At 69.4% G+C, this 26122-nt stretch carries 22 protein-coding genes and 1 riboswitch; of the genes, 8 read left to right on the top strand and 14 right to left on the bottom strand.

Features of this window, described 5'->3' with window-relative positions:
- Positions 1-46 precede the first annotated feature (46 nt).
- The 4 genes from ribH to ribD are packed head-to-tail and all read right to left on the bottom strand — an operon-like array spanning position 47 to position 3529.
- Positions 47-520, bottom strand: coding sequence for a 6,7-dimethyl-8-ribityllumazine synthase (ribH, locus tag BLT19_RS15950; RefSeq protein WP_091492298.1), 474 nt, complete (start codon positions 518-520; stop codon positions 47-49).
- Entirely contained in the window at positions 517-1812 is a 1296-nt protein-coding gene (ribA, locus tag BLT19_RS15945) for a GTP cyclohydrolase II (protein ID WP_091492295.1), read from the bottom strand. Before ribA ends, ribH begins: the two co-directional genes overlap by 4 nt.
- On the bottom strand, positions 1809-2498 hold the full coding sequence (locus BLT19_RS15940; protein ID WP_091492293.1) for a riboflavin synthase: 690 nt from the start codon (positions 2496-2498) through the stop codon (positions 1809-1811). The genes ribA and BLT19_RS15940 overlap by 4 nt, the downstream gene beginning before the upstream one ends.
- Positions 2498-3529, bottom strand: a complete 1032-nt coding sequence (ribD, locus tag BLT19_RS15935) for a bifunctional diaminohydroxyphosphoribosylaminopyrimidine deaminase/5-amino-6-(5-phosphoribosylamino)uracil reductase RibD (protein WP_091492290.1) — start codon at positions 3527-3529, stop codon at positions 2498-2500. Before ribD ends, BLT19_RS15940 begins: the two co-directional genes overlap by 1 nt.
- Before the next feature lie 55 nt (positions 3530-3584).
- Positions 3585-3747: riboswitch (FMN riboswitch) on the bottom strand.
- 136 nt (positions 3748-3883) lie between these two features.
- Between ribD and BLT19_RS15930 the strand changes: the two genes are divergently transcribed.
- The gene (locus BLT19_RS15930; protein WP_231917692.1) at positions 3884-5644 is read left to right on the top strand and encodes a glycerol-3-phosphate dehydrogenase/oxidase; all 1761 of its coding nucleotides are present in this window, start codon (positions 3884-3886) and stop codon (positions 5642-5644) included.
- 78 nt (positions 5645-5722) lie between these two features.
- Entirely contained in the window at positions 5723-7294 is a 1572-nt protein-coding gene (gene glpK / locus BLT19_RS15925; protein ID WP_172825709.1) for a glycerol kinase GlpK, read from the top strand.
- Positions 7295-7297: 3 nt separating this feature from the next.
- Here the strand turns inward: glpK and BLT19_RS15920 are convergent, their stop codons facing one another.
- Together BLT19_RS15920 and BLT19_RS15915 are read right to left on the bottom strand one after the other, a co-directional pair.
- Positions 7298-8170 (bottom strand): Fpg/Nei family DNA glycosylase, encoded by an 873-nt coding sequence (locus BLT19_RS15920; RefSeq protein WP_091492285.1) that lies wholly within the window; start codon positions 8168-8170, stop codon positions 7298-7300.
- Positions 8171-8212: 42 nt separating this feature from the next.
- Positions 8213-8800 carry a GNAT family N-acetyltransferase gene (locus BLT19_RS15915; protein ID WP_091494236.1) on the bottom strand — a complete coding sequence of 196 codons (588 nt, stop codon included), beginning with the start codon at positions 8798-8800 and terminating at the stop codon, positions 8213-8215.
- Between the two features lie 1238 nt (positions 8801-10038).
- Here BLT19_RS15915 and BLT19_RS15910 point away from each other — a divergent pair.
- Positions 10039-10893: an endonuclease domain-containing protein gene (locus tag BLT19_RS15910; protein WP_157681883.1), complete on the top strand. Its 855-nt coding sequence runs from the start codon at positions 10039-10041 to the stop codon at positions 10891-10893.
- Between the two features lie 381 nt (positions 10894-11274).
- On the opposite strand, the gene trpS is transcribed toward BLT19_RS15910, so the two are convergent.
- From trpS to sdhC, 8 genes are all read right to left on the bottom strand, one after another.
- Positions 11275-12285, bottom strand: a complete 1011-nt coding sequence (trpS, locus tag BLT19_RS15905; RefSeq protein ID WP_091492282.1) for a tryptophan--tRNA ligase — start codon at positions 12283-12285, stop codon at positions 11275-11277.
- A 63-nt stretch (positions 12286-12348) separates the two neighbouring features.
- Positions 12349-13197 carry an exodeoxyribonuclease III gene (locus tag BLT19_RS15900; protein ID WP_172825654.1) on the bottom strand — a complete coding sequence of 283 codons (849 nt, stop codon included), beginning with the start codon at positions 13195-13197 and terminating at the stop codon, positions 12349-12351.
- Positions 13198-13207: 10 nt separating this feature from the next.
- Positions 13208-14503, bottom strand: a complete 1296-nt coding sequence (locus tag BLT19_RS15895; RefSeq protein ID WP_231917691.1) for a YihY/virulence factor BrkB family protein — start codon at positions 14501-14503, stop codon at positions 13208-13210.
- 9 nt (positions 14504-14512) lie between these two features.
- The gene (locus tag BLT19_RS15890) at positions 14513-15691 is read right to left on the bottom strand and encodes an MFS transporter (protein ID WP_091492277.1); all 1179 of its coding nucleotides are present in this window, start codon (positions 15689-15691) and stop codon (positions 14513-14515) included.
- Between the two features lie 4 nt (positions 15692-15695).
- Entirely contained in the window at positions 15696-16490 is a 795-nt protein-coding gene (locus tag BLT19_RS15885) for a succinate dehydrogenase iron-sulfur subunit (protein ID WP_231917690.1), read from the bottom strand.
- Positions 16490-18301 carry a succinate dehydrogenase flavoprotein subunit gene (sdhA, locus tag BLT19_RS15880; RefSeq protein ID WP_091492274.1) on the bottom strand — a complete coding sequence of 604 codons (1812 nt, stop codon included), beginning with the start codon at positions 18299-18301 and terminating at the stop codon, positions 16490-16492. The genes BLT19_RS15885 and sdhA overlap by 1 nt, the downstream gene beginning before the upstream one ends.
- Positions 18302-18346: 45 nt before the next feature.
- Complete coding sequence (locus BLT19_RS15875; RefSeq protein ID WP_091492271.1) at positions 18347-18814, bottom strand: succinate dehydrogenase hydrophobic membrane anchor subunit; 468 nt, start codon at positions 18812-18814, stop codon at positions 18347-18349.
- Positions 18814-19248, bottom strand: a complete 435-nt coding sequence (gene sdhC / locus BLT19_RS15870) for a succinate dehydrogenase, cytochrome b556 subunit (protein WP_091492269.1) — start codon at positions 19246-19248, stop codon at positions 18814-18816. The genes BLT19_RS15875 and sdhC overlap by 1 nt, the downstream gene beginning before the upstream one ends.
- 195 nt (positions 19249-19443) lie before the next feature.
- Between sdhC and BLT19_RS15865 the strand changes: the two genes are divergently transcribed.
- The 5 genes from BLT19_RS15865 to BLT19_RS15845 all read left to right on the top strand — a co-directional run bounded on the left by BLT19_RS15865 (position 19444) and on the right by BLT19_RS15845 (position 26076).
- Positions 19444-20574 carry a mannose-1-phosphate guanylyltransferase gene (locus BLT19_RS15865; protein ID WP_091494219.1) on the top strand — a complete coding sequence of 377 codons (1131 nt, stop codon included), beginning with the start codon at positions 19444-19446 and terminating at the stop codon, positions 20572-20574.
- 183 nt (positions 20575-20757) lie between these two features.
- Positions 20758-21873 carry a BMP family lipoprotein gene (locus tag BLT19_RS15860; protein WP_091492266.1) on the top strand — a complete coding sequence of 372 codons (1116 nt, stop codon included), beginning with the start codon at positions 20758-20760 and terminating at the stop codon, positions 21871-21873.
- Between the two features lie 80 nt (positions 21874-21953).
- A complete protein-coding gene (locus BLT19_RS15855) occupies positions 21954-23471 on the top strand; it encodes an ABC transporter ATP-binding protein (RefSeq protein ID WP_091492263.1) in 1518 nt (505 codons plus the stop codon).
- Positions 23472-23506: 35 nt separating this feature from the next.
- A complete protein-coding gene (locus tag BLT19_RS15850; RefSeq protein WP_407939834.1) occupies positions 23507-24790 on the top strand; it encodes an ABC transporter permease in 1284 nt (427 codons plus the stop codon).
- Positions 24787-26076 (top strand): ABC transporter permease, encoded by a 1290-nt coding sequence (locus BLT19_RS15845; protein WP_091492260.1) that lies wholly within the window; start codon positions 24787-24789, stop codon positions 26074-26076. Before BLT19_RS15850 ends, BLT19_RS15845 begins: the two co-directional genes overlap by 4 nt.
- Positions 26077-26122 lie beyond the last annotated feature (46 nt).

The following is a 26122-nucleotide window of genomic DNA, read 5'->3' as shown; positions in this document are numbered from 1 at the left end:
GTCAGGTCAGGGCCGGAGCAGCGCGCCGATTTCGGGAGTCGTCGAATCAGGACCGCAGCGCGCGAAGGATCAGGGCCGTGCGGATCGCCGCATCCGCCGCCTCCGCGCCCTTGTCCTCGTGCGACCCGGGCAGGCCCGCACGGTCCAGCCCCTGCTGCTCGTCGTCGAGGGTGAGCAGGCCGAAGCCGACCGGCTTGCCGGCATCCAGGGCAACACGGGTCAGCCCGTCGGTCGCCGCGGCCGAGACGTACTCGAAGTGCGGGGTGCCGCCGCGGATGATGACGCCCAGCGCCACGACCGCGTCCGCCCCCGCCGCGAACGCCGCCTGGGCCGCGACCGCCAGCTCGAACGAGCCGGGAACGCGCACGAGCTGCCAACTCGCGCCCGAGTCCTCGAGCGTCCGTTCGGCGCCGGCGATCAGGCCGTCGGTGATCACCTCGTGCCAGGTGCCGGCCACGACGACGATCTTCAGGCCTGTGGCATCCGTACCGCCCGTGATCGGCGCACCCTTGCCGCTCACGCGCTCGCTCCACCCGAGGTCGCGGCCGCGTCGTGCATCTGCGCGATCGCGTCGGTGAGGTCTTCTTCGGCGATGAGGTGGCCCATGCGGTCCCGCTTCGTGGAGAGGTACTGGTGATTGTTGGGTCCGACTCCGACGAGGAGGGGCACCTGCTCGACGATCTCGAGCCCGAGGCTGCGCAGCTGCGCGACCTTGTCGGTGTTGTTGGTCAGCAGGCGCACCTTCTCGATGCCCAGATCGGCCAGGATGCCCGCTGCCGCGGCATAGTCGCGGGCATCGGCGGGGAGTCCGAGGGCGAGGTTGGCATCGACCGTGTCCAGGCCCCGCTCCTGCAGACTGTACGCGCGCAGCTTGTTGATCAGCCCGATGCCGCGGCCCTCGTGGCCGCGCATGTAGATCACGATGCCGCCGTCCTGTTCGATCGAGTCCAGCGCTGCCTCCAGCTGCGGCCCGCACTCGCACTTGAGCGACCCGAACGCCTCGCCGGTGAGGCACTCGGAGTGCACGCGGACCAGCGGTGCGTCCTCGGAAAGATCTCCGGAGATGACGGCGAGGTGATCCGTGCCGGTGACCCGGTCCTTGTAGGCGAGGAAGCGGAACTGGCCGTGCGATGTCGGGACGTTCGCCTCGGCGCGCAGGCTCACCCGGCGGCGGTGGCTCACGGGCCTGGTCGCATCGATCGGCTCGTGCTCGTCGAGGTAGGCGATGAGCTGTTCGATCGTGATGACGAGAACGCCGTCGCGCTCGCCGAGCTCGATCAGCCCGGGCAGTCGCATCATCGAGCCGTCCTCTGCGACGATCTCCGCGATCGCGCCGACCGGCTTCAGGCCGGCCAGTCGCATCAGCTCGACCGCGGCCTCGGTGTGCCCGCTGCGCTCGCGGACGCCGCCGTCCACAGCCCGCAGGGGGAGCACGTGTCCCGGGCGGATCACGCTCGCGGGAGTCGACTCCGGATCGGCGAGGACGTTGAGGGTGCGCGCTCGGTCGGTGGCGCTGATCCCCGTCGACACGCCGGTCGCAGCATCGACGCTCACGGTGTAGGCCGTGCCGCGGGCATCCTCGTTCACCTCGACCATGGGCGGCAGATCGAGGCGATCGGCCCAGTCGGCCGGCATCGGGGCGCAGATGAAGCCGCTGGACCAGCGCACCGTCCATGCGATCCATTCGGGTGTCGCGAGCTCCGCCGAGAGGATGACATCGCCCTCGTTCTCGCGGTTCTCGTCGTCGGCGACGATGACAGGTCGCCCCGCGCGCAGCGCGTCGAGGGCATCGGAGATGGGGGAAAGGCTCATCGCGAGCCTCCTTCCGTATGTGCGGCCTCCGCCGCAGGATCGTGCGACCCGGAACGGCCGGGCGTGAAGGCGAGGAGGCGCTGCACGTGGCGCGCCAGGATGTCGGTCTCGAGGTTCACCCGATCTCCGGGAGCGCGCCGGCCGAGCGTGGTGGCCTCGAGCGTCTCGGGGATGAGGGAGACCTCGAACCACGCCTCGGAGGCCGCTGAGCCCGTCGAAGGGTCGGGGGCCGGACTCGCATCGCTCACGGTCAGCGAGACTCCGTCGACGGCGATCGATCCCTTATCGACGACCAGCGGCGCCAACTCGGCCGGCAGTGAGATGCGCAGCACCCGCCACTGCTCACCCGGACGCACCTCGAGGATCTCGCCGGTCCCGTCGATGTGACCCTGCACGATGTGCCCGCCGAGGCGCCCGTGGGCGGCGGTCGCCCGTTCCAGGTTGACGACGCGTCCCGCGCTCGCACCGGCGAGGGTGGACATGTCGAGCGTCTGCTTCATCACGTCTGCGGTGAACCAGTCCTCGCCCTGGTCGACGACGGTGAGGCAGACGCCGCTGACGGCGATGGAGTCGCCGTGTGCGGCATCCGAGACCGCCTTCGGCGCGCGGACCGTGAGGCGCACGCCGTCACCCGAGGGCTCCACCGCGGTGACGGAGCCGATCTCTTCGACGATTCCGGTGAACATCAGACTTCCTTCTCTTCCTGCCGAGGGGTGGCGACGATCAGCAGATCGTCGCCGAGCTTCTCCACCGATGTCACGGCGAGTCGGCGGGCATCGGTGATCGTGCCGACGCCGATGTCGCCGATCACGAGGCGGTCGCCTCCGAGCAGCACGGGCGCCACATAGGCGAGCACTTCGTCGGCCAGCTGCTCGCGGAGGAACGCGCTCGCGATGGTCGGCCCGCCTTCGATGAAGACGCGCTGGACACCGAGATCCCGAAGCTCACGCAGGACGGCCGGCAGATGCGCGCCGTCGCGGTGCAGGAGTCTTCGCGGGTGCCGGTGCACGGCGGCGCCACCCGGAATATCGCGCCGCCCGAGGACGACCGGGATCGGCTGGTCGTCCAAGAGCGAACCATCGGCTCGGCGCGCGGTCAGCGCGGGGTCATCGGCCAGGACGGTGCCCGTGCCCACGACGATCGCATCGGCCTGCGCCCTGCGACGGTGCACGTCGCCGCGCGCCTCCGCTCCGGTGATCCACTGGCTCGTGCCGTCGGATGCCGCGGCCCGGCCGTCCAGGCTCTGCGCCCATTTGACGGTGACGTGCGGGCGCCCGAGGCGCTGTACGGCCAGCCACGAGTCCAGGAGTGCGGTCGCCTCGTCCGCGGAGAGGCCCGATTCGACATCCACGCCCGCGGCCCGCAGCCGCTCCGCGCCTCCGGCTGAGCGTTCCCCTGGGTCCGCGATCGCGTAGACGACCCTCGCCACTCCGGCCTCGATGAGCGCGAGCGAACATGGCCCGGTGCGTCCGGTGTGGTTGCAGGGCTCCAGTGTGACCACTGCGGTCCCGCCGCGAGCCTGGCCCGGCTGCAGCTTCGAGAGCGCATCGACCTCGGCGTGCGCGGTTCCGGCACCGCGGTGCCAGCCGTCGGCGAGCATCTCGCCGGTCGGGGAGAGCAGGACGGCGCCGACCTGCGGGTTCACCCCGCGGGGGCCGTTGCGGGCGAGCGAGATCGCGTGGCGCATCGCCTCGCGTTCCGCGTCGGTCACCGACATCCGATTCCTTCGTTCAGGCTCCGGGTAACGGCGGTCGACGGCGCGCGCGGCGCCGATCGTGCTGCCTCCCATCCGGACTTGCCGCAGTCGCCTGCTGCATCACCGTCGGTACCGGAATTCCACCGGTTCAACCTCGGCGGCATCTTGATCGGATGCTGATGCCTCGGCTCGCGGACTGTCACCGCCGGTTCGGATTCTCACCGACCCCGGAGCACGTTGCTGCTCTCGAGTGTAGTCAACGCGGCATCCGGCGATTCATTCCATGTCTCCGCATGAACAAACCGCAACGAATCCCGCCGAACCACCCGCCTGCGGCGCCCGCCATCCCGGCGCCACGTAGCCTGGAGTGGGGGGATGATGTCTCAGTCTGGAACGCATACGGCACCGCGGGGATTCGACGCACTGGCGGAGCGTCCTTACGCCGACGTCCTGATCATCGGCGGGGGTATCAACGGCCTGGCGACCTTCCGCGATCTGGCGATGCAGGGCGTCGATGTGGTCGTGATCGACCGCAGCGACTTCGTCAGCGGGGCGTCGGCCGCCTCGTCGCACATGATCCACGGCGGCATCCGGTATCTGGAGAACGGGGAGTTCCGCCTCGTCCACGAGGCGGTCACCGAGCGCAACGCGCTGCTGCGCATCGCGCCGCACTTCGTGCGCCCGCTGCAGACGACCATTCCGATCTTCTCGACGTTCTCCGGTGTGCTGACCGCGCCGCTCCGGTTCCTGCGCCACGGTGGCGGGGCGCATCGCGAGCGCGGCGCGGCGCTGATCAAGATCGGCCTCGTGATCTACGACTCCTTCTCGCGCGGCGGCTCGGTCGCCGGCAGCGGCAAGGTGCCGCGACACGCCTTCCACGGCCGCAGGCGCTCGCTGCAGGAACTGCCCCAGCTCACGCCGGCCGTGAAGTACACTGCGACGTACTGGGATGCCTCGCTGCACGATCCCGAGCGTCTGGCGATCGACGTGATGCGCGACGGCGTGGCCGCCGGCGGCGACCGTGCGCGCTCGGCCAACTACACGGCGGCGGTGGGAACCTCCGGCGATCGCGTGGTGCTGCGCGATCAGGCCACCGGCGCGGAGCTGCCGTTCGCGGCCGCGGTCGTCATCAACGCGTCCGGGCCGTGGACCGATGTCACCAACGACGCGCTCGGCGACCCCACCACCTACATGGGCGGCACCAAGGGATCCCATATCGTCCTCGATCACCCCGAGCTGCTGGCGGCGACCGGCGGACGAGAGCTGTTCTTCGAGCACAAGGACGGCCGGATCGTCCTCATCTATCCGCTCAAGGGGCGCGTGCTCGTCGGGACCACCGACCTCGAGCACGACATGGCCGATCGCATCGTGTGCACCGAGGCCGAAGTCGACTACTTCATCGAGCTGGTGGGTCACGTGCTGCCGGGCATCCCGGTCGAGCGCGAACGCATCGTCTATCGCTTCGCCGGGGTCCGGCCGCTCCCGGGGCACGGCGATCTCGCACCGGGCTTCGTGTCGCGCGACTACCGCATCGAGGCTGCACCGCTGACGGCCGGATCGCCGACCACCGTGCTGAGCCTGGTCGGCGGCAAGTGGACGACGTTCCGTGCGTCGGCCGAGCATCTCGCCGACCGAGCGCTCGAGGTGCTGGGGCAGCCGCGCCGTCGTTCCACGAAGGGCGTGCCCATCGGCGGCGGACGCGGGTACCCCCGAACCGAGCGCGCCCGACGTCAGTGGATCGACAAGAACAGTGCAGGGCTTCCGCTCGAGCGGGCCGCAACGCTGCTGGATCGCTATGGCACTGTCGCGGGCGAGGTCCTTGCAGCGATCGCCGCCGACCCGTCCGACCGGCCGCTGGCCGGCATCCCGTCCTATTCGACGGCCGAGCTGGCGCATCTGGCCCGCACCGAGAGCGTTCAGCACGCGGATGACATGGTGCTGCGCCGCACGAGCCTCGCCTTCGTCGGAGCGGTGACGGCGGAGTCGGCCCAGGAGGTGGCGGAGGCGATCGCGCCGGTGCTGGGGTGGGATGCCGCGCAGTGCGGCGCTGAGGCGTCACGGGCGCTCGAGGCGGTGCACGCGGCGGATCCGACGTGGGTCGCGAGCACTGCCGATCGGGATTCAGTCGCGCGATAGCCTGATCCGAAGCCGCGCGTGCGGCGGGAGCCTCGAGGGAGAGCCGTGCCTGATACCGCTGTGCCCGATCAGTCCGCCGTGCCCGGTCGGCTTGCTTCGCCCGGGCGGCCGGCGGCCACCCACGTGCTGGCGCTCGATCAGGGGACGACGTCGACGCGGGCAATCGTGTTCGACTCCGATGGGGCGATCGTGGCGACCGCGCAGCGCGAGCACGATCAGATCTTCCCGCGGGCCGGCTGGGTCGAGCACGACCCGATCGAGATCTGGACGAACTCGCAATGGGTGATCGCGACCGCGCTGGATTCGGCCGGGCTCTCGGCGGGAGACATCGCCGGCCTCGGCATCACCAATCAGCGTGAGACGGCCATCGTGTGGGACCGCCGCACCGGGCGACCCGTCGCGAACGCGCTCGTCTGGCAGGACACCCGCACCCAGCAGTTCATCGACCGACTGGCCGAGGACGGCGGCACCGATCGGTTCGCCTTGAAGACCGGGCTCCCGCTGGCGACCTATTTCTCCGCGTCGAAGATCGCGTGGATCCTCGAGCACATTCCCGGCGCGCGCGCAGATGCCGAAGCCGGGCACCTGCTCTTCGGCACGCCTGACACGTGGGTGGTCTGGAATCTGACTGGAGACACACGCAGCGGCATCCATGTCACCGATGTCACCAACGCGAGCCGCACACTGCTGATGGACCTGGAGACCCTCGACTGGGACGACGAGCTGCTCGCCGCCTTCGGGATCCCGCGGTCGATGCTTCCCGAGATCGTCCCGTCTTCCGGCGTCCTCGGTGAGGTGCGCGAACCGGTCGCCGCGCGAGGGGTGCCGATCGCGGGCATCCTCGGCGACCAGCAGGCGGCGACCTTCGGCCAGGCCGCGTTCGATGCCGGCCAGTCGAAGAACACCTACGGCACGGGGAACTTCCTGCTGGTCAGCACCGGTACCGACATCGTGCGCTCGGAGCACGGTCTCGTCACGACGGTCGCCTTCCAGTGCGCCGACGAGCCGGCCCGCTACGCGCTCGAGGGCTCCATCGCGGTGACCGGGTCGCTCGTGCAGTGGCTGCGCGACAACCTGGGCATCATCTCCTCGGCCCCTGAGGTGTCGCGTCTGGCCTCGACGGTCGACGACAGCGGCGGCGCGTACTTCGTGCCGGCCTTCTCCGGGCTCTTCGCCCCCTACTGGCGACCCGACGCCCGGGGTGCCCTGGTCGGTCTGACGCGATACGTCAACAAGGCGCACATCGCCCGCGCCGCACTGGAGGCGGCGGCGTTCCAGTCGCGTGACGTGATCGACGCGATCGTCGCCGACACCGGGACGGCCCTGAGCGAACTGCGCGTCGACGGCGGCGGCTCGCGCGATGAGCTGATGATGCAGTTCCAGGCCGACATCCTCGGGATTCCCGTGGTGCGGCCCGAAGTCATCGAGACGACGGCGCTCGGCGCCGCCTACGCCGCCGGCCTGGCGACCGGCGTCTGGCGCGATCGCGATGAGCTGCGCGAGCACTGGCGCGAGGGCCGGCGCTTCGAGCCGGGCATGGGCGAGGAGGAGCGCGAGCGCCGGGTGCGGATGTGGCGGAAGGCCGTCACGAAGTCGTTCGACTGGGTCGACGAGGACGCGCGGATCCTCGCGGGCACGAACGACGCCTGAGGGCTACTTCAACAGCCGGCTGAGGCGACGGTCCGCGAGGATCTTGCCGCCGGTCTGACAGGTCGGGCAGTACTCCAGTGAGTTGTCGGCGAAGAAGACGCTGCGCACGGTGTCTCCGCAGACCGGACACGTCTCGCCGCGGCGACCGTGCACCTGCATGCCGCGCCGCTTGGCGTCCTTCAGATCGGCGGGAGGCTTCCCGGATGCCTCCGCCACGGCGCTGGTCAGCGTCGAGGTCATCGCGGCGTACAGGCGGTCGATGTCATCGTCGGTGAGCGTGGCCGCCAAGGCGTAGGGCGACATCTTCGCGTCGTGCAGGATCTCGTCCGAATAGGCGTTCCCGACCCCCGCGAGGATCGACTGATCACGCAGCACCCCTTTGATCTGGGTGCGGCGGCCGGCGATCAGCCCGGCGAGCGTCTCGCGGGTGAAGGCGGGATCCAGCGGGTCGGGACCGAGGCGGGCGATTCCCGGCACGTCCTGCGGGTCGCGAACGACGGAGTAGGCGAGCGACTTCTTGGTGCCTGCCTCGGTCAGGTCGAAGCCGGACCCGTCGGAGAGCGCGATCCGCAGCGCGATCGGCGTCTTGCCGGGACGGATGAGGGTCGGCGACAGCTGATCGGTCCAGCGCAGCCATCCCGCCTTTGCGAGATGGAAGACGAGGTGGGGTGTGCCCGTCGGGCTCGTCGTCGCCAGGTCGATGAACTTGCCGTGCCGTTCGGCGCCCGTGATCTCGGCGCCCTCGAGCGCGGTGATCGGCGGGTCATAGGTCTTCAGCGCGGCGATGTTCGCGACGGTGGCGCGGGTGATCGTGAGTCCCGTCACGCGTCCGCGGAGGAAATCGACGAGCCCCTGGACTTCGGGCATCTCCGGCATGCGCCCATCCTCGCACGGCCCATCGGCGGCGGGGCGGGAAGTTCAGTCGTCCAGGACCGGCCAGGGGTGCGGCATCCGGTCATCGGTCCGCAAGAGTCCCGCGACCCATGCGTCGTCGCGGCCGAACGAGTTCGACAGCGCCTGCCGGAGGGTCCCCTCGTAGCGGAAGCCGAGAGCGCGTGCGACACGCGCCGACGCGGTGTTGCCGACCACGGCCCGCCATTCGATGCGGGTGAGGTCCGGGCCGTCGAGGTCGTAGGTCCCGACGCCGGAGCCGAAGCCCCAGTCCAGGACCGCCCGCGCCGCCTCGGTCAGCAGCCCGCGGCCGCGGAACGCCGGGGCCATCCAGTAGCCGATCTCGCCAGTCCCGCCCGCGCCGAGGCGGTGCAGGCCGATGATGCCCGCCAGCGCGCCGGACTCGCGGATCGCCCAGGTCGCCTCGATCCCGGTCGCCCATCGCTTCGCCGACAGCGGGATGAAGCCCTCCGCGTGGCGCCGGTCGTACGGTGAGGGCACGGTGGTGAACCGCTGGATCTCGGAATCCTGACATGCCGCGTAGATCGCATCGACGTCCGAGGCGGTCGGCACCGACAGCACCAGCCGCTCGGTGCGCAGGATCACAGGCTGCATCAGCACACCCTATCCGCGGCCTCCCCGCGCCGGCTCGTCCAGGCCCCCAGTCTCTGCGCCCCCCGGATCGTCCTGGCCCTCGGCCTCCCGGTCCGTCGGTCGTTCCGCTCCCGGGTTCCACGTCCCGCGGCCTCTCCGCTCCCGGGTTCCGCGGTCCTCGGTCTTCCCGCCCTCGGGTTCCGCGGTCCTCGGTCTTCCCGCCCTCGGGTTCCGCGGTCCTCGGTCTTCCCGCTCCCGGGTTCCGCGTTCCGCGGCCTCTCCGTCCCCGGGTTTCCGCGTTCTGCGGCCTCCCGCTCCCGGGTTCCAAGTCCTGCGGCCTCCCGCTCCCGGGTTCCACGTCCCGCGGCCTCCCCGCCCTCGGTTTCCGCGTCCTGCGGCCTCCCCGTCCCGGGTTCCGCGTCCTGCGGCCTCCCCGTCTCGCCCTCGCCGAGCCCACCCCCGTGCCGCAACTCCGCCTGGAGGGTGCCTGGCATCTCGGCGAGGGCCTGCAATTCCGCGGCTGCGTACGCGACGGCCCGAGTTGAGGCGGAGTTGTGGCACACCAGACGGCGATGACCCTGTGTCGCCCCTCTCCCGCCCGGCAGCTTCCTCGCGGTGGTGCCGCGCTCCGGCACACCCGCGCCCGGCGCACTTGCGCACCGAGCCATAACTCCGCCTGGGCTGTGGCCCCCGCGTCGCTGTGCCGCGCGAATCCGCGGCTGGTAACTCGACGCCTCCAGTTGAGGCGGAGTTGTGGCACACCAGACGGCGATGACCCTGTGTCGCCCCTCTCCCGCCCGGCAGCCAGTGCGCGATGGTGCCGCGCTCGGCACACCCGCGCCCCGGCGCACTTGCGCACCGAGCCATAACTCCGCCTGGGCTTTGGCCCCCGCGTCGCTGTGCCGCGCGAATCCGCGGCTTCGTAGCTCGACGCCTCCAGTTGAGGCGGAGTTGTGGCACACCAGACGGCGATGACCCTGTGTCGCCTCTCTCCCGCCCGGCAGCCAGTGCGCGATGGTGCCGCGCTCGGCACACCCGCGCTCCGTGCCACAACTCCGCCTGGGCTTTGGCCGCCGTCTCGCCGTGCCGCAGAATTCCGCGGTTTCGTGGCTCAACGCTTCCCATCGAGGCGGAGTTGTGGCACACCAGTGCCACACCACCACCCCGCCCCCTCCTCCCGATGCGACAGCACGGGACGATGTTCCACAGCCGAGCCTGCAGCCCGCCGGAGGCGCGGCGTTCGGCGGCATCCTTCACCGATGGAACTGACCTGGAACGCATACAGCCGCGCTGAACTGTGCGCCCATGGATTCACTCGCCGGAGTCTCGCCCGTGCGCTCGAGAGCGGCGAACTTCTGCGCGTCCGGCGCGACCGCTACGTGCGGACGGATATCCCTGCGGCGCTGCAGTCCGCGGTTCGCATCGGCGGTCGCGCGACGTGTCTGACGCTGCTGCAGATGCTCGGGGTCTTCGTCTTCCAGAACAGCAGACTGCACGTCCATGTGCCGCGCGGGTCGAGCAGACTTCGATCACCGGGCACCACCCGGGCGCCGCTGGCGCCGCGTGCCGACAGGGCATATCGGCTCCATTGGATGACGCTGGCGCGTCAGGATGAGGGCACCTCGACCTGCGTCGGCGTTCTCGACGCACTGATCCACGCGGTGATCTGTCAGCCCGCCCGATACGCGATCGCCACGCTGGACAGCGCGCTGCATGCCGGCCTGATCGACGAGATCGACATGGGCGACATCTTCGCCGCGCTGCCTGCCAGATTCCAGGTGCTGCGGCCGCTGATCAATGGACGCGCCGAATCCGGACCGGAGACGCTGGTGCGTCTCATACTGCGTGGGCTGGGTTGCGACATCATCCCGCAGGTGACCTTCGACGGCATCGGCCGCGTCGACCTCCTCGTCGACGGCTGGCTGGTGATCGAGTGCGACAGCAGAGAGTTCCACGAGGCCTGGGAGCAGCAGGCGAAGGATCGTGAGCGGGATCTCAGGCTCGCCGCGCGCGGCTACGCGACTCTGCGGCTGACTGCGGCCGTGATCATGACACGTCCGGACGACGTCATCGCGGCGATCCGCGGGATGCTGACGGTCCGAGGTGTGTCATAACTCCATCTCGGGTGCGCGGCGGGGCCTGCAGATTCGCGCGAACCCGCGGACGCAGAACGTCGCCGGCAGCGGTCAGGAGGAGTTGGTGCACACGCGCCTGACGGTCCCGACATCACACCGGGCACTCGCACCAGTCGTCAGCCGGCGGGCGGCGCCCCGGCGCCGCGCCTCGGCGGGCACCGCCCGGTACAGCGCACCCGGGCGTGCAGCGCACCGCGGCGCGCAGTGCCCCGGGCGTACAGCGCACCCGGGCGTGCAGTGCACCCGGGCGTACAGCGCACCCCGGCGTACAGCGCGCCCGGGCGTGCAGTGCACCCGGGCGTGCAGCGCACCCGACCCACAGCGCCCGGGCGCGCAGTGCCCCGGCGCGCAGCGCACCGCTCAGGCGCGCGAGCGCCGCAGCAGACCCACGCGGTCGTACACGTCGTCGAGCGTGCGGCCCGCGACCTCGGCCGCCCGGTCGGCGTTCGCAGCGAGGACGCGGTCGAGCTCGGCCTTGTCGTCCAGCAGCTCGAGCGCGCGGGCGCGCACCGGACCGAACTCGTTCACCACGACCTCGGCGAGCCCTTTCTTGAAGTCGCCGTAGCCGCGCCCGGCGTACTCGTCCTCGATGGACGGGATCTGCCGACCCGTCAGTGCCGCGTAGATCACCAGGAGGTTCGACACCCCCGGCTTCTGCTCCCGGTCGTAGTGCACCGCGCCCTCACTGTCGGTGACGGCCCGCATGATCTTCTTGGCACTGACCGCCGGGTCATCCAGCAGCCACAGGGTGCCGGCATCCGACTCCGCCGACTTCGACATCTTCGCGGTCGGGTTCTGCAGGTCGTAGATCCGCGCGGTGTCCTGCTGGATCACCGGCATCGGCACCTTGAAGGTCTGCCCGTAGCGCGAGTTGAAGCGCTCGGCGAGGTCGCGGGTCAGCTCGACGTGCTGCTTCTGGTCGTCGCCGACCGGCACGATGTCGGTCTGGTACAGGAGGATGTCGGCGGCCATCAGCACCGGGTAGGTGAACAGGCCCACCGACGTGGTGTCCACGCCGTAGCGGGCCGACTTGTCCTTGAACTGCGTCATCCGGCCGGCCTCGCCGAAGCCTGTAATCGTGGAGAGGATCCAGGCGAGCTCCGGGTGCGCGGCCACGTGCGACTGCACGTACAGCGTCGACTTCGACGGCTCGATGCCCGCCGCGATGTACTGCGCCGCGGTGCGCCGGGTCTTCTCGCGCAGCTCGGCCGGGTCGTTCGGCTGTGTCAGCGCGTGCAGGTCGACCACCGAGAAGTACGCGTCGTACGCCTCCTGCAGGTCGCGCCACTGCATGAGCGCCCCGATGTAGTTGCCGACCTGGAGGGAATCGGCGGAGGGCTGCATGCCGGAGTACAGACGGGGTTTGCTCACCGGTCGATTCTACGGGGGAGCCGGATGCCTCGACCCGCTGTCCCGCCTGCGCCCGCGCCCCGCTCAGCGACCGATCGTGTAGTCCACGACCACGGGTGCGTGGTCGCTCCAGCGGGTGTCCCACGACGGCGCCCGCACGACCCGGTAGTCGCTCACGCGCTCCGCCAGCTCGGGAGTGGACAGGTGATAGTCGATCCGCCAGCCGGTGTCGTTGTCGAAGGCTTTGCCGCGGCTGGACCACCACGTGTACGGGCCATCGACCTCGCCGTGGAAGGTTCGGCCGACGTCGGTCCAGCCCAGGCCCATGCCGGTCGACCCGTCGACGCCGACGACCGGCTCGCCCGCGGGGCCGAGGAAGCGGTCGAAGTAGGCGCGTTCGCGGGGGAGGAAGCCGGCTTTCTTGACGTTGCCCTTCCAGTTGCGGATGTCGAGCTCGCGGTGACCCACGTTCAGGTCGCCCATGATCACCGAGAGCGGGGACTCGGCGCGCAGCTGCGGCATCCGCCTCTCCATGGCGTCCAGGAACGCCCACTTGGCGTCCTGCCGGGGGGTGTCCGCCTCGCCCGTGTGGACGTAGGCGCTCACGACCGTGAGGCGCTCGCCGTCGACGTCGATGTCGGCCTCGATCCAGCGGCCCGCCGAGTCAAGCGGCTCGGGGCCCAGCACGCGGCGCACCTGCACCGCGGGCATCCGGGTCGCGATCGCGACGCCCGCACGGCCCTTCGCGAGCGCCTCGTCGTTGACGAGCTCCCACCCGGGCAGCGCGTCGCGCAGCTGCTCCTCGGTGGCACGCACCTCCTGCAGCGCCATGACGTCGACGCCGGCCCCGTCGAGCCACTCGATCATCCCGTTGCGGACCGCCGCGCGGATCCCGTTGACGTTGATGGAGGCGATGCGGACGCTTCGAGACACGCCCTCGAGCCTATCCGTCGCCCCGGACACTGCCTCGGTCCGGCTCGGCCGCGGCAGCAGCCTTCCGCTTCTTCCCGGAAGACCGGGCGAGCAGCTCCGGCGGCGGGGAGGACGCCTCAACCCGATGGAGCTCGTCCTCGGCCTCGCGGAGGGCGTAGTCGGCCCGCCACGTCCGATACCAGGGCGCCGCGTCGCGCGCTTCGCGCGCGGTGCGCAGCCGCACCTGCGCTGCCAGCAGCAGCGCCTGATGCTCGGCGGCGATGCGCTCGGCCTCCGTCGGCAGGAGGATCGGGATGTCCTTGTCGTGCGAGGCGACAGCGATCCACGAGGCTGCCACGAGCATGATGATCCCGCTGATCTTGAACCACAGCAGCAGTCCCACGAAGATCGCGAACGTCGCCAGCAGCGGGTTGGAGGGCGTGTAGCTCAGCAGCAGGCCGGCGCCGAACTGCAGCACGGTCAGCGCGCCACCACCCAGGAGGGCGCCGGGCCAGATGATCCGCCAGCGCAGCTGGGTGCCCGTCAGGAACCGGAAGAGGGCCGCGAGGGCGGACGCGTTCAGTGCGAAGGACACCACGACGGTGCCGAGGCGGATGCTGGTGTCGAGCATCCCCGTTCCCGTGTCGATCCCGAACAGCGACAGGATCCACTGCAGGGCCCACGCGCTGATCGCGCTCAGAGCCGAACCGACGATCAGGGCGACGCCGAACACGATCGCGGCGACGAGGTCGCGTGCCTTGAGCAGGAGGTAGCTGCGGCGGTCCGGCGGGATGCCGAAGATGTCGCGCACCCCGCGGCGAGAGTAGGTCACCCAGCCGATGGCGGTCCAGATCACCGTGCCCAGCGCGATGATGCCGGTGATGCTCAGCACGCCGCCGGTGCTGGAGGCGATCGTCTGCACCTCGTCCGTCGAGATCACTCCGTGCGGACCGATCAGCCCGGGGATGTAGCTGTTGATCACCGAGATCATGGCGTCGACGGCATCCGGATTGCCACCCAGCCACAGCCCGGTGATCGCGAACGCGACGTAGATCCCGGCGAAGATCGCGAACAGCGCCTGATAGCTGATGCCGGCGCCCAGCAGGAATCCGTTGTGCTGGAGGAAGTGCCGCCAGACCCGGACCGGGAACCACGCCATCGTCGCCTTGGTGATCTTGGTGGCCGCCTGGATCGGCTCGTCGAACCGCTCGCGGAACGACTCCTGCGTCGCCTCCCAGCGCTGGCGCAGGGTCTCCTCCTCGCGCGCGGCATCGGCGGCCGCGGCGCGGGTGTCTGGCGCGGCGCTGCGCGCGCTTCGGGGACTCACTGTCACAGATTAGCGATCGGCGGATGCCGCATCCCGACGCGCCGCGGGTTTCGAGGGCGCCCGGAACCGGCGGACGACGAAGAACACCGGGATCAGCAGCACCGCGGGGATCAGGAACGCGAGCTGCAGGCCCGGGGCGTCGGCGAGCAGGCCGATTGCCACCGCGCCCAGAACGGCTCCCGCGTAGTTGAACAGGTTGACCCGGGCGATGATCTCGTCGCTGCGCGACGGATCGAGTTCGCCGGCCGAGGTGAACGAGAGCGGGACCAGAGCGCCGACCGCGACGCCGGCGAGGGCGAAGCCGACCACCGCGGCGACCGGGAACGGCAGGAGCGCGACCAGCAGCAGACCGGCGATCGAGGTCGCCGTGGCCAGCACGGCGACCGGCCTCGGTCCCCAGCGGTCCACCGAACGGTCGGTGACCAGCCGGGTCACCAGGATCGCCAGCTGGTAGGCCGCGTACCCGAGCGGGGCGATGATGGCGGCGGCGGCGAGGTCGTCCTGCAGGTAGACGGTGCTCCATGTGCTCACCCCGGAGTCGAGGGTGAACGCGGCGAGGATGATGAAGCCGAACAGCCAGATCCCGCGGCGGGGGAGCGGGCGCGTCGCCCGCGCGCCGACCGGAGCGGCGGCGCGTTCCGGATCGAAGGCGCGCAGCCCGAGGAGGGCCACCACCAGAAGCACGAGCGCTGCGACGATGAACGGCGCCGACTGCCAGCCGAGCGCGGCAGCTCCAGCGACCGCGAGGGCGCCGAGGATCGCCGCGGCGGTGTACGACGCGAAGAACCCGCCCATCAGGTCGCGCCCGTACCGGCGCTGCACCAGCACGCCCTGCATCGCCCCGGACGCGTCGACCGCCCCCAGGCCGAGTCCGTAGATCGCGAACGCGGTGACGAACAGCGGCATCGGCGAATCGATCAGGATGAGCGCCAGCCCGGCGACCTCGAGCGTCAAGCCGGTGGCGAGGGCGATGCGGCTGCCGCGCCAGCGGGCGAGGGCGTCGGCGAGCACGGATCCGCCCGCAGCGGCGACGCACACCAGCAGCACGATCAGCGACACCGTGGTGTCGTCGATGCCCTGGCGGGCCTTCAGCGTGGGCAGGGAGGTGACGACGACGGCGTAGCCGAGGCCCTGCGCCGCGTATGCGGCCGAGATCGCGAGACGCGATCTGACCGCTGCGGCGGGCACGGGCTCAGCGGCGACCGCGGAGCACTGCCTGCTTGACCTCGGCGATCGCCTTGGTCACCTCGATGCCGCGCGGGCACGCCTCGGTGCAGTTGAAGGTGGTGCGGCAGCGCCACACGCCTTCCTTGTCGTTGAGGATGTCCAGTCGCACGTCGGCGGCGTCATCGCGCGAGTCGAAGATGAAGCGGTGCGCGTTGACGATGGCGGCCGGGCCGAAGTACTGCCCGTCGGTCCAGAACACGGGGCAGGACGAGGTGCACGCGGCGCACAGGATGCACTTGGTGGTGTCGTCGAAGATCTCGCGATCGACGATCGACTGCACGCGCTCCTTGCCCTTCTCGGGGACGGACCCGGCGATCAGGAATGGCTGCACCTCGCGGTACGACGCGAAAAACGGCTCCATGTCGACGATGAGGTCCTTCTCCAGCGGCAGGCCCTTGATCGCCTCGACATAGATGGGCTTGCTGATGTCGAGATCCTTGATCAGCGTTTTGCAGGCGAGCCGGTTGCGGCCGTTGATGCGCATCGCGTCCGACCCGCAGATGCCGTGTGCGCACGAGCGGCGGAACGACAGCGACCCGTCGACCTCCCACTTGATCTTGTGTAGCGCATCCAGCACGCGGTCCGTCGAGTAGAGCTCCACGTCGTAGTCGACCCAGCGCGGCTCCTCGTCGATCTCCGGGTTGAACCGGCGGATGATGAAGGTGACCAGGAACGACTGGATGCCGGTCTCTTCCGGCGTCACGTTCTGCAGGGCATCTTCGATCTGGTCGTCCGTGCCCGTCGCGACGAGAGTGGCCATCAGTACTTCCTCTCCATCGGCTGGTAGCGGGTGATGACCACGGGCTTCCAGTCGAGGTCGATGTGGTCGGCAGGATGCGACGAGTGGGGGTCGCCGGTCAGGTAGGCCATGGTGTGCTTCATGTAGTTCTCGTCGTCGCGCTTGGGGAAGTCGTCGCGCATGTGACCGCCACGGCTCTCCTCGCGGTTCTGCGCGGCGTAGACGACGACCTCGGCGAGGTCGAGCAGGAAGCCGAGTTCGACGGCCTCGAGCAGGTCGGTGTTGTAGCGCTTGCCCTTGTCGTCGACGTGGATGTTCTTGAACCGCTCGCGCAGGTCGGCGATCACCTCGAGCACGTGTGCGAGCGACTCGTGGGTGCGGAACACCTGGGCGCCCTTGTCCATCTCGTCCTGCAGCGTCTTGCGCAGCACCGCGATGCGCTCCTGGCCCGGATTGGCGCGCAGGCCCTCGATGAGACCGACGACCTCGTTGACCGAGCCCTCGGGAATCTCGACGAACTCGGCAGTCTTCACGTACTCGACCGCGTTGCGGCCGGCGCGCTTGCCGAACACGTTGATGTCCAGCAGCGAGTTGGTGCCGAGCCGATTCGAGCCGTGCACCGACACGCACGCGCACTCGCCCGCGGCGTACAGGCCCGGAACGACGGTGGTGTTGTTCGAGAGCACCTCGGCGTTGTTGTTGGTCGGGATGCCGCCCATCGCGTAGTGCGCGGTCGGCATGACCGGCACCGGCTCGACGACGGGGTCGACGCCGAGGTAGGTGCGCGCGAATTCGGTGATGTCGGGGAGTTTGGTCTCCAGCACCTCGGCACCCAGGTGCGTGCAGTCCAGCAGCACGTAGTCCTTATGCGGGCCGGCGCCGCGGCCTTCCGCGACCTCCTGCACCATGCAGCGTGCGACGATGTCGCGGGGTGCGAGGTCCTTGATGGTGGGTGCGTAGCGCTCCATGAAGCGTTCGCCGGACGCATTGCGCAGGATGGCGCCTTCGCCTCGCGCGCCTTCGGTGAGCAGGATGCCGAGGCCGGCGAGGCCGGTGGGATGGAACTGGAAGAACTCCATGTCCTCCAGCGGCAGTCCCTTGCGCCAGATGATCCCGACACCGTCACCGGTGAGGGTGTGGGCGTTGGAGGTCGTCTTGTAGATCTTCCCGAAGCCGCCGGTGGCGAAGATCACCGCCTTGGACTGGAAGACGTGCAGATCGCCGGTGGCCAGCTCGTAGGCGACGACGCCCGCGATCTGGGTGCTGCCGTCGTCGTCCTTCACGGTGATCAGATCGAGCACGTAGAACTCGTTGAAGAAGTTGATGCCCAGGCGGACGCAGTTCTGGAACAGCGTCTGCAGGATCATGTGGCCGGTGCGGTCGGCGGCGTAGCACGCGCGGCGGACCGGGGTCTTGCCGTGGTCGGCGGTGTGCCCGCCGAACCGGCGCTGGTCGATCTTGCCCTCGGGCGTGCGGTTGAACGGCAGACCCATGTTCTCGAGGTCGATGACCGCGTCGATGGCCTCTTTGGCGAGGATCTCGGCCGCGTCCTGGTCGACGAGGTAGTCGCCGCCCTTGACGGTGTCGAAGGTGTGCCACTCCCAGGAGTCCTCTTCGACGTTCGCGAGCGCGGCCGCCATGCCGCCCTGTGCGGCACCGGTGTGCGAACGGGTGGGGTAGAGCTTCGAGATCACCGCGGTCTTCGCGCCGGGCCCGGCCTCGATCGCCGCGCGCATGCCGGCGCCGCCGGCTCCCACGATGACGATGTCGAACTGGTGATAGTGGACGCCGTCTTTGACGATGCTGTCGGTGCCCACGGTTGGGGTGCTCACGGAAAGAGTGCCTCTACTGTCTGTTCGTCGATTGGCGATGCGGGCTCAGAGCCGGGGTGCGGGCAGGTTCTGGCACTGCTCCCAGAACACGCTGTCCGTCGTGACCCCGTTGCACGGGTCGAACGCGAAGACGACGAGCGTGCCCAGGACGATCAGGAACCCGGCCGCCAGCCACAGCGCCCACACCAGTACGCGCCGTGTGCCCGAGTGGGTCACGTAGTCGTTCACGATGGTGCGCATGCCGTTCGCGCCGTGGATCAGCGCCAGCCACAGCATGACCACGTCCCACCACTGCCACCACGGGTTCGCGAGCTTGCCGGCGACGAATCCCCAGTCGATGCCCTTGATGCCGTCGCCGAGGAACAGGTTGAAGAAGAGGTGGCCGAAGATGAGGAAGACCAGCAGCACGCCCGAGACGCGCATGTAGATCCAGCCCCACTTCTCGAGGTTGGGTCCCTTGCGCCGGGGTGCGGCCAGCGGCGAGCGGGGCGCGGCGAGATCCATGGTGCTCATCAGTGACCGCCTGACATCTCGGAGAACACGTTGATCAGGTGACGCGGCGCGAACCCGGCCATCGTCGCGGCCCACAGGCCGAGCACGCCCCACCACAGGTGGCGCTGGTGGCGTGTCGCCCACGGCCAGAAGTCGACCGCGATGATGCGCAGGCCGTTGAAGGCGTGGTAGGCGATCGCAGCGACGAGGACGACCTCGCCCAAGCCCATGATCGGGTTCTTGTACGTGCTCATCACTGCGTTGTACGCCTCGGGCGACACGCGGATCAGCGACGTGTCCAGCACGTGGACGAGGAGGAAGAAGAAGATCGCCACGCCGGTGATGCGGTGCAGTACCCAGGACCACATTCCTTCGGAACCCCGGTACAGCGTGCCTCGGGGAACCTTGGACGTGGTCTCGGATACCGACGGTGTCAAGCGGATGCCTGCGGACACGGTCGTCCTCCCTGTCGGTGCGAGGTCTGAACGCGCGGGCGCAGACCTTGCGCGGGCGCCTTTTCATCCTACGACCGCACCGTGTCGCCAGGCCAATGAGGTGACCCTAACTGTCTCGACGTCGAGACAGTTCAGGCCTCGTCGCGACACCGCCACGAAATGTTCGCGTCGATCGCGCTGGGTACGCTTGGCCGCATGCCAGAGCCCCTGAAGCCAGAGCCCATCCCGGACTTCTACTCCGTCATCCCCGCCGGCGGGATCGGCAGCCGGCTGTGGCCGCTGTCGCGCGCCGACGCGCCGAAGTTCCTGCACGATCTGACCGGTTCCGGTCAGACACTCTTGCGCGACACGTGGGACCGCCTCGAGCCGTTGTCCGGCTCGGACCGCATCGCGGTCGTGACCGGACGCGCGCACCGCGCCGCGGTCGAGCGGGAGCTGCCCGGCATCCCGGACAAGAACGTGTTCCTCGAGTCGGAGCCGCGCGACTCCGCCGCGGCCATCGGTCTGGCCGCCGCGATCCTGCACCGCCGCGAGCCGGACGTCATCATCGGATCGTTCGCGGCCGATCATGTCATCCGCGGGACCCGGCTGTTCGAGCACGCCGTCCGCCAGGCGGTCGCCGTCGCCCGCGACGGATACATCTGCACCCTCGGCATCCCGCCGACCGAGCCCTCGGTCGGCTTCGGCTACATCCAGAAGGGCGATGAGCTCGTCGTGGACGGCGCCCCCGAGGCCGCCTACGTGAAGCGCTTCGTCGAGAAGCCCGATCTCGACACCGCCCGCGAGTACGTCGCGGACCGCTCCTACCTGTGGAACGCGGGCATGTTCATCTCGCGCGCCGACGTGCTCCTGGCCGAGATCGAGGCGAACCAGCCTGCGCTGTACGCCGGGCTCATGGAGCTGGCAGAGGCGTGGGATGACCGCGAACTGCGGGGCCCGGTCGTGGACCGCGTCTGGCCGAGCATCACCAAGATCGCGATCGACTACGCCGTCGCCGAGCCGGCAGCGGAGAAGGGCCGCCTCGCGGTCGTCCCCGGGCACTTCGAGTGGGACGATGTGGGGGATTTCGCGAGCCTTGCGAAACTCAACTCCCACGGGCGCAAGAACGACCTCGCGATCCTCGGCGAGAACGCGCGTGTCCTGGCCGACGCGTCCAGCGGCATCGTCGTGAGCCAGACGCAGCGCATCATCAGCGTCATCGGCGTGAAGGACATCGTGATCGTCGACACCGCGGATGCGCTGCTGATCACCACGAGCGAGCACGCGCAGCGCGTCAAGGGCGTGGTGGACGCCCTGAAGCTCACCGGCCGCGGAGACGTCCTCTAGAGCGCTCGTCGAGTCGGAGCGGATGCCGGAGCCGAGGCATCCGCACTGCCGATGTCGCCTCTGTTGCGTCTTTGTAACCATTCGGCCCGTCGGGCCGGTCCGGCATGCAAGCCCGTCGTCACAATGGGTAACTTGATGCAGTCACCCGCGAAGTCCGCGGGGCACCTTTGATGGAGGCGTGAGTTGACTTTCTCTACCACCAAGAAGTTCGCCGGGGTAGTTGCCACCGCCGGACTGCTCGTTGCCCTTGCCGGCTGCGGGTCGGCACCCGAGCCGACCGCTTCAGAGACCGGCGACGCCGGCGGAGCCGTTGCAGACTTCCTTCCCTGCATGGTCTCGGACGCCGGCGGGTTCGACGACAAGTCGTTCAACCAGCTCGGCTTCGAGGGCCTCGAAGCCGCATCCTCGACGCTTGGCGTCGAGCCGGTCGCTGTGCAGTCCGACTCCGAGGCTGACTTCGCCCCGAACATCACCAGCCTGATCGACCAGAACTGCAAGCTCATCGTCACGGTCGGCTTCGCGCTGGCCTCGGCGGCGGGCGAGGCAGCCACGGCCAACCCCGATCTGGAGTTCGTCTCCATCGACGACGTCGTGGACAACGACTTCGACGGCGAGACCGACGCGGACAACATCAAGCCGATCGTGTTCGACACGTCGCAGGCGGCATTCCTCGCCGGGTATGCGTCGGCGTCGTACTCGACCGACAAGTCCAAGAAGGTCGGCACGTTCGGCGGCATGAACTTCCCGACCGTCTCGATCTTCATGGACGGCTTCGCCCAGGGCGTGGCGTACTGGAACGAGCAGAAGAGCGACACCGTCGAGGTGCTCGGCTGGGACACCGCCGCTCAGGACGGCGTCTTCACCGGCGCGTTCACGGCCAACCAGGACGCGATCAACGCCGCGCAGGGTCTGGTCGACCAGGGCGTCGACGTGCTGCTGCCCGTCGGCGGTCCGATCTACCAGAGCGCCGCATCGGTGATCCGCGACTCCGGTCGTGACATCGCCCTCGTCGGCGTCGACGCCGACGTCTACGAGACCGACCCGACGGTGGCCGACCTGCTGCTGACCTCGATCCGCAAGGCGATCGACGTCGGTGTGGAGGAAGCCGTCACCGCCGCAGGCCAGGGCGAGTTCGACAACACCCCGTTCGTCGGCACCCTCGAGAACGAAGGCGTCGGGCTCGCACCGTTCCACGACTTCGAGTCGAAGATCTCGCCCGACCTCCAGGGTGAGCTCGACGAGATCCAGGCGGGCATCATCGACGGCTCGATCGTCGTCACGTCCTACCTCGCGGGCTGAGTCCCCTCGGAACGGGGAGGCTGGGGAACCAGCCTCCCCGTTCCTGTTCGTCCGTCCGCCCACTTACTAGGATCTGGAGCATGAAGCTCGAACTCCGCGGTATCACCAAGCGGTTCGGCAGCCTCGTCGCCAACGACCACATCGACCTGGTGGTCGAGCCGGGGGAGATCCACTGCCTCCTGGGTGAGAACGGCGCCGGCAAGTCGACGCTGATGAACGTCCTGTACGGGCTCTACCGAGCCGACGACGGCGTCATCCTGCTCGACGATCAGGTGCAGAACTTCCAGGGCCCCGGCGACGCCATGCGCGCCGGCATCGGCATGGTCCACCAGCACTTCATGCTGATCCCCGTCTTCACGGTCGCCGAGAACGTCATGCTCGGCCACGAGTCGACCAAGGCCGGCGGCATCCTCGATCTGGATGCCGCCCGTACGCGCGTTCGCGAGATCTCCGCGCGCTTCGGGTTCGACGTCGACCCCGACGCGCTCGTCGAGGATCTCCCGGTCGGCGTGCAGCAGCGCGTCGAGATCATCAAGGCGCTCTCGCGGGATGCCCGGGTGCTCGTCTTCGACGAGCCCACCGCGGTCCTGACCCCCCAGGAGACCGACGAGCTGATGGCGATCATGCGCCAGCTCAAGGAATCCGGCACGTCGATCGTATTCATCACCCACAAGCTGCGCGAGGTCCGCGAAGTCGCTGACCGCATCACGGTGATCCGCCTCGGCAAGGTCGTCGGCGAGGCATCGCCCGGAGCCACGAACGCCGAGCTCGCCGAACTCATGGTCGGTCGCGCCGTCGAGCTGACCGTCCACAAGGATGCGCCGACGCTCGGTGAGCGCGCCCTCATCGTCGAGGGACTCACCGTCATCGACGCGAAGGATCAGATCGTCGTCAACGACGTCAGCTTCGACGTGCGCGCGGGCGAAGTCGTCGCGATCGCCGGCGTGCAGGGCAACGGCCAGACGGAGCTCACCGAGGCGCTCGTCGGGCTGGAGCAGCGCGTCCAGGGGTCGGTCCGCCTCGGCGGCGAGGAACTGGTCGGCGCGAGCGTGCGGCGGATCCTCGACGAGGGCGTCGGATTCGTTCCCGAGGACCGCAAGGAGGACGGCCTGGTCGGTCCGATGACGATCGCGGAGAACCTCGTGCTGGACCGGACGGACGGTCCGCCGTTCGTGCGCGGTGGCGGGCTGCGCCTCGGCTACATCGCCGACTTCGCGCGGGAGAAGTTCACCGAGTTCGACGTACGAGCCCCCGGCATCGAGTCGCCAGTCGGGACGCTGTCGGGAGGGAACCAGCAGAAGGTGGTGCTGGCCCGCGAGCTGAGCCGCGATCTGTCGCTGCTCGTCGCCGCGCAGCCGACCCGCGGTGTCGATGTGGGATCGATCGAGTTCATCCACAAGCGCATCATCGAGACGCGTGACTCGGGCATCCCGGTCATCGTGGTCTCCACAGAACTCGACGAGGTCACCGCGCTCGCCGACCGCATCATCGTGATGTACCGCGGCCGCATCATCGGCATCGTGCCCGGCGACACCCCGCGCGGTGTGCTGGGTCTCATGATGGCCGGCGAGACACCCACCGAGGGGGTCGCCGCGTGAGCGAGAACCTGACCGGCGGCGCTGCCATCACCCCGCTGGCCGGCGCCACCACGCCCGCGGCGCCGGTGACGCCCACCCCCGGGGTCCCCGAGAACTCGAAGTGGCACGACACGTTCCTGCGGATCACCCAGGGGAACGCACTCATCTCGGTGCTGGCCGTCGTGCTGGCGCTGATCGTCGGCGGCATCATGATCGCCTTCACCGATGAAGGCGTCCAGCAGGCCGCCGGCTACTTCTTCGCGCGTCCCTGGGACACGATCGTGGCGATCTGGGAGGCGGTCTCCGGCGCCTACATCGCCCTCTTCCGCGGCTCAATCTACAACTTCGGCGCGGACAGCTTCGCGCGCGGCATCCGTCCGCTGACCGAGACGCTCACCTTCGCCACACCCCTGATCGCGGCGGGACTGGGCGTCTCGCTCGCGTTCCGGATCGGCATGTTCAACATCGGCGGCCGCGGTCAGATGCTGATGGCCTCCGCTGCCGCCGGGTGGGTCGCGTTCTCGCTCGATCTGCCGTGGGGCATCCACATGATCGTGGCGCTGATCGCGGGACTGGTCGCCGGCGCGCTGTGGGCCGGCATCGCCGGTGCCCTGAAGGCATGGACCGGCGCGCACGAGGTGATCGTGACGATCATGCTGAACTACATCGCGTTCTACCTCATCTCCTGGATGCTGCGCACGCCAGGCCTGCTGCAGGCGCCCGGGTCGAGCAACCCGAAGACTCCCGCGATGAAGGACACCGCAGTCTTCCCGGAGCTGCTCGGACCCCAGTACAACCTGCACTTCGGCTTTCTCCTGGTGATCCTCGCCACGGTCGTCGTCTGGTGGATCCTGAGCAGATCGAGCCTCGGGTTCAAGTTCCGCGCGGTGGGCGAGAATCCGAAGGCCGCGCGCGTCGCGGGCATCAACGTCAAGAGCATGTACATCATCGGGATGCTGATCGCCGGCGCCCTGGTGGGCCTGGCGGGCGTCAACCAGGTGCTCGGCACGATCACGACCGGGTTCTCCGCCGACATCGACGCCGGGATCGGATTCGATGCGATCACCGTGGCGCTGCTCGGCCGCTCGACGCCGTGGGGCACCTTCGCCGCCGGCATCCTGTTCGGCGCCTTCAAAGCCGGCGGTTTCGGGATGCAGGCGGCGGAAGGGATTCCGATCGAGATCGTCACGGTCGTCCAGGCGCTGATCGTGCTGTTCATCGCGGCTCCGCCGCTGGTGCGCACCATCTTCTTCCTGCCCTCGCCGGAACGCGATCAGCGGCGCCGTGAGAAGGCCAGGCAGAAGGCGCTCAAGGCCGAGGCTGGGACGGTGGCGAAATGACGACTCCCGTGAGTACCGTCGACGGCGCTCTGGCGCCCGAGGCTCCGCTGAAGGCAGAGGTCCGCAGCTGGAAGGCGCCGATCGCGCTCGCCGTGTTCACCGCGCTGTACGCGCTGCTGATCGTCGCCGCGCCGCGCGGCGGCGAGACCACGTTCCGCATCTCGACCGCGGCCGACGCGCTGCAGCTGCCGGAGTGGACGGTCTCGGTCGGCACGTCCACCTGGATCGTCTTCGGGCTGCTGGTGGTGCTGACGCTGGGCGCCGTGGCGTTCGTGCGACAGTTCCGTCAGACTCCGCTGTGGCTGATCGCCGCGTTCATCGTCTTCGCGATCTTCGGCTTCCTCGCGTGGGCAGGTGCCGGAAAGAACATCCCCGTCGCCGGTCTGCTCGCGGGCGCCGTCGGTCTTGCGATACCCCTCATCTACGGCGCGCTCGGCGGCGTGATCGGCGAGCGGGCGGGTGTCGTGAACATCGCCATCGAGGGCCAGCTGCTGGCCGGCGCCTTCACCGCCGCCGTGGTCGCGTCGCTGACCCGCCAACCGATCCTGGGGCTGCTGGCGGCTGCGGTGGCCGGCATGCTGGTCGCCTTCATCCTGGCCGCGTTCGCGATCAAGTACGTCGTCGACCAGGTCATCGTCGGCGTGGTGCTCAACGTGCTCGTGGCGGGTCTGACCAGCTTCCTGTACTCCCAGGTGCTCCAGCCCAACGCCGCGACGCTGAACTCGCCGCCGCGCTTCGACCGCCTGCCGATCCCGTTCCTGAGCGAGATCCCGATCCTCGGGCCGGTGCTGTTCCGGCAGACGATCATCGTGTACCTGATGTACATCGCCGTCGCCCTGGTCTGGTTCGGAATGTTCCGCACCCGCTGGGGTCTTCGCCTGCGCGCCGTCGGCGAGCACCCGCAGGCAGCCGACACCGTCGGCATCAAGGTCAACCCGACCCGGTTCTGGAACCTGCTCCTCGCCGGCGCCATCGCCGGCATCGGGGGCACCGTGTTCACCATCGGCAACGGCATCGCCTTCAACAAGGAGATGACCGCCGGTGCCGGCTTCATCGCACTCGCCGCGGTCATCTTCGGCCAGTGGGATCCGATCAAGGCCACCCTGGCCGCGCTCCTGTTCGGGTTCGCCTCGAGCCTGCAGAACACCCTCAGCGTCATCGGATCACCGGTGCCGAGCGAGTTCATGCTGATGCTGCCGTACCTGGTCACGATCTTCGTGGTGGCCGGGGTCGTCGGCAAGTCTCGAGCGCCCGCCGCCGACGGCCAGCCGTACATCAAGGGATGACCGACGCGCCCGCGTGCAGGCGAGCCGCGGCATCCGTTCTCCCACG

Origin of the sequence: Microbacterium pygmaeum (genome assembly GCF_900100885.1) — a bacterium.
In the GTDB taxonomy this organism is placed as follows: domain Bacteria; phylum Actinomycetota; class Actinomycetes; order Actinomycetales; family Microbacteriaceae; genus Microbacterium; species Microbacterium pygmaeum.
The sequence above is the reverse complement of the archived record's forward strand: the minus strand, read 5'-3'. Positions and strand labels throughout refer to the sequence as shown.

What these genes read in the sequence shown, in the direction of transcription:
- BLT19_RS15855 (WP_091492263.1), top strand. Translation starts at nt 21,954, where the DNA reads ATGAAGCTCGAACTCCGCGGTATCACCAAGCGGTTCGGCAGCCTCGTC.
- BLT19_RS15910 (WP_157681883.1), top strand. Translation starts at nt 10,039, where the DNA reads ATGGAACTGACCTGGAACGCATACAGCCGCGCTGAACTGTGCGCCCAT.
- ribD (WP_091492290.1), bottom strand. Translation starts at nt 3,529, where the DNA reads ATGTCGGTGACCGACGCGGAACGCGAGGCGATGCGCCACGCGATCTCG.
- BLT19_RS15915 (WP_091494236.1), bottom strand. Translation starts at nt 8,800, where the DNA reads ATGCAGCCTGTGATCCTGCGCACCGAGCGGCTGGTGCTGTCGGTGCCG.
- BLT19_RS15940 (WP_091492293.1), bottom strand. Translation starts at nt 2,498, where the DNA reads ATGTTCACCGGAATCGTCGAAGAGATCGGCTCCGTCACCGCGGTGGAG.
- BLT19_RS15845 (WP_091492260.1), top strand. Translation starts at nt 24,787, where the DNA reads ATGACGACTCCCGTGAGTACCGTCGACGGCGCTCTGGCGCCCGAGGCT.
- BLT19_RS15920 (WP_091492285.1), bottom strand. Translation starts at nt 8,170, where the DNA reads ATGCCGGAGATGCCCGAAGTCCAGGGGCTCGTCGATTTCCTCCGCGGA.
- BLT19_RS15885 (WP_231917690.1), bottom strand. Translation starts at nt 16,490, where the DNA reads ATGGCCACTCTCGTCGCGACGGGCACGGACGACCAGATCGAAGATGCC.
- BLT19_RS15865 (WP_091494219.1), top strand. Translation starts at nt 19,444, where the DNA reads ATGCCAGAGCCCCTGAAGCCAGAGCCCATCCCGGACTTCTACTCCGTC.
- ribA (WP_091492295.1), bottom strand. Translation starts at nt 1,812, where the DNA reads ATGAGCCTTTCCCCCATCTCCGATGCCCTCGACGCGCTGCGCGCGGGG.
- BLT19_RS15875 (WP_091492271.1), bottom strand. Translation starts at nt 18,814, where the DNA reads ATGAGCACCATGGATCTCGCCGCGCCCCGCTCGCCGCTGGCCGCACCC.
- BLT19_RS15930 (WP_231917692.1), top strand. Translation starts at nt 3,884, where the DNA reads ATGATGTCTCAGTCTGGAACGCATACGGCACCGCGGGGATTCGACGCA.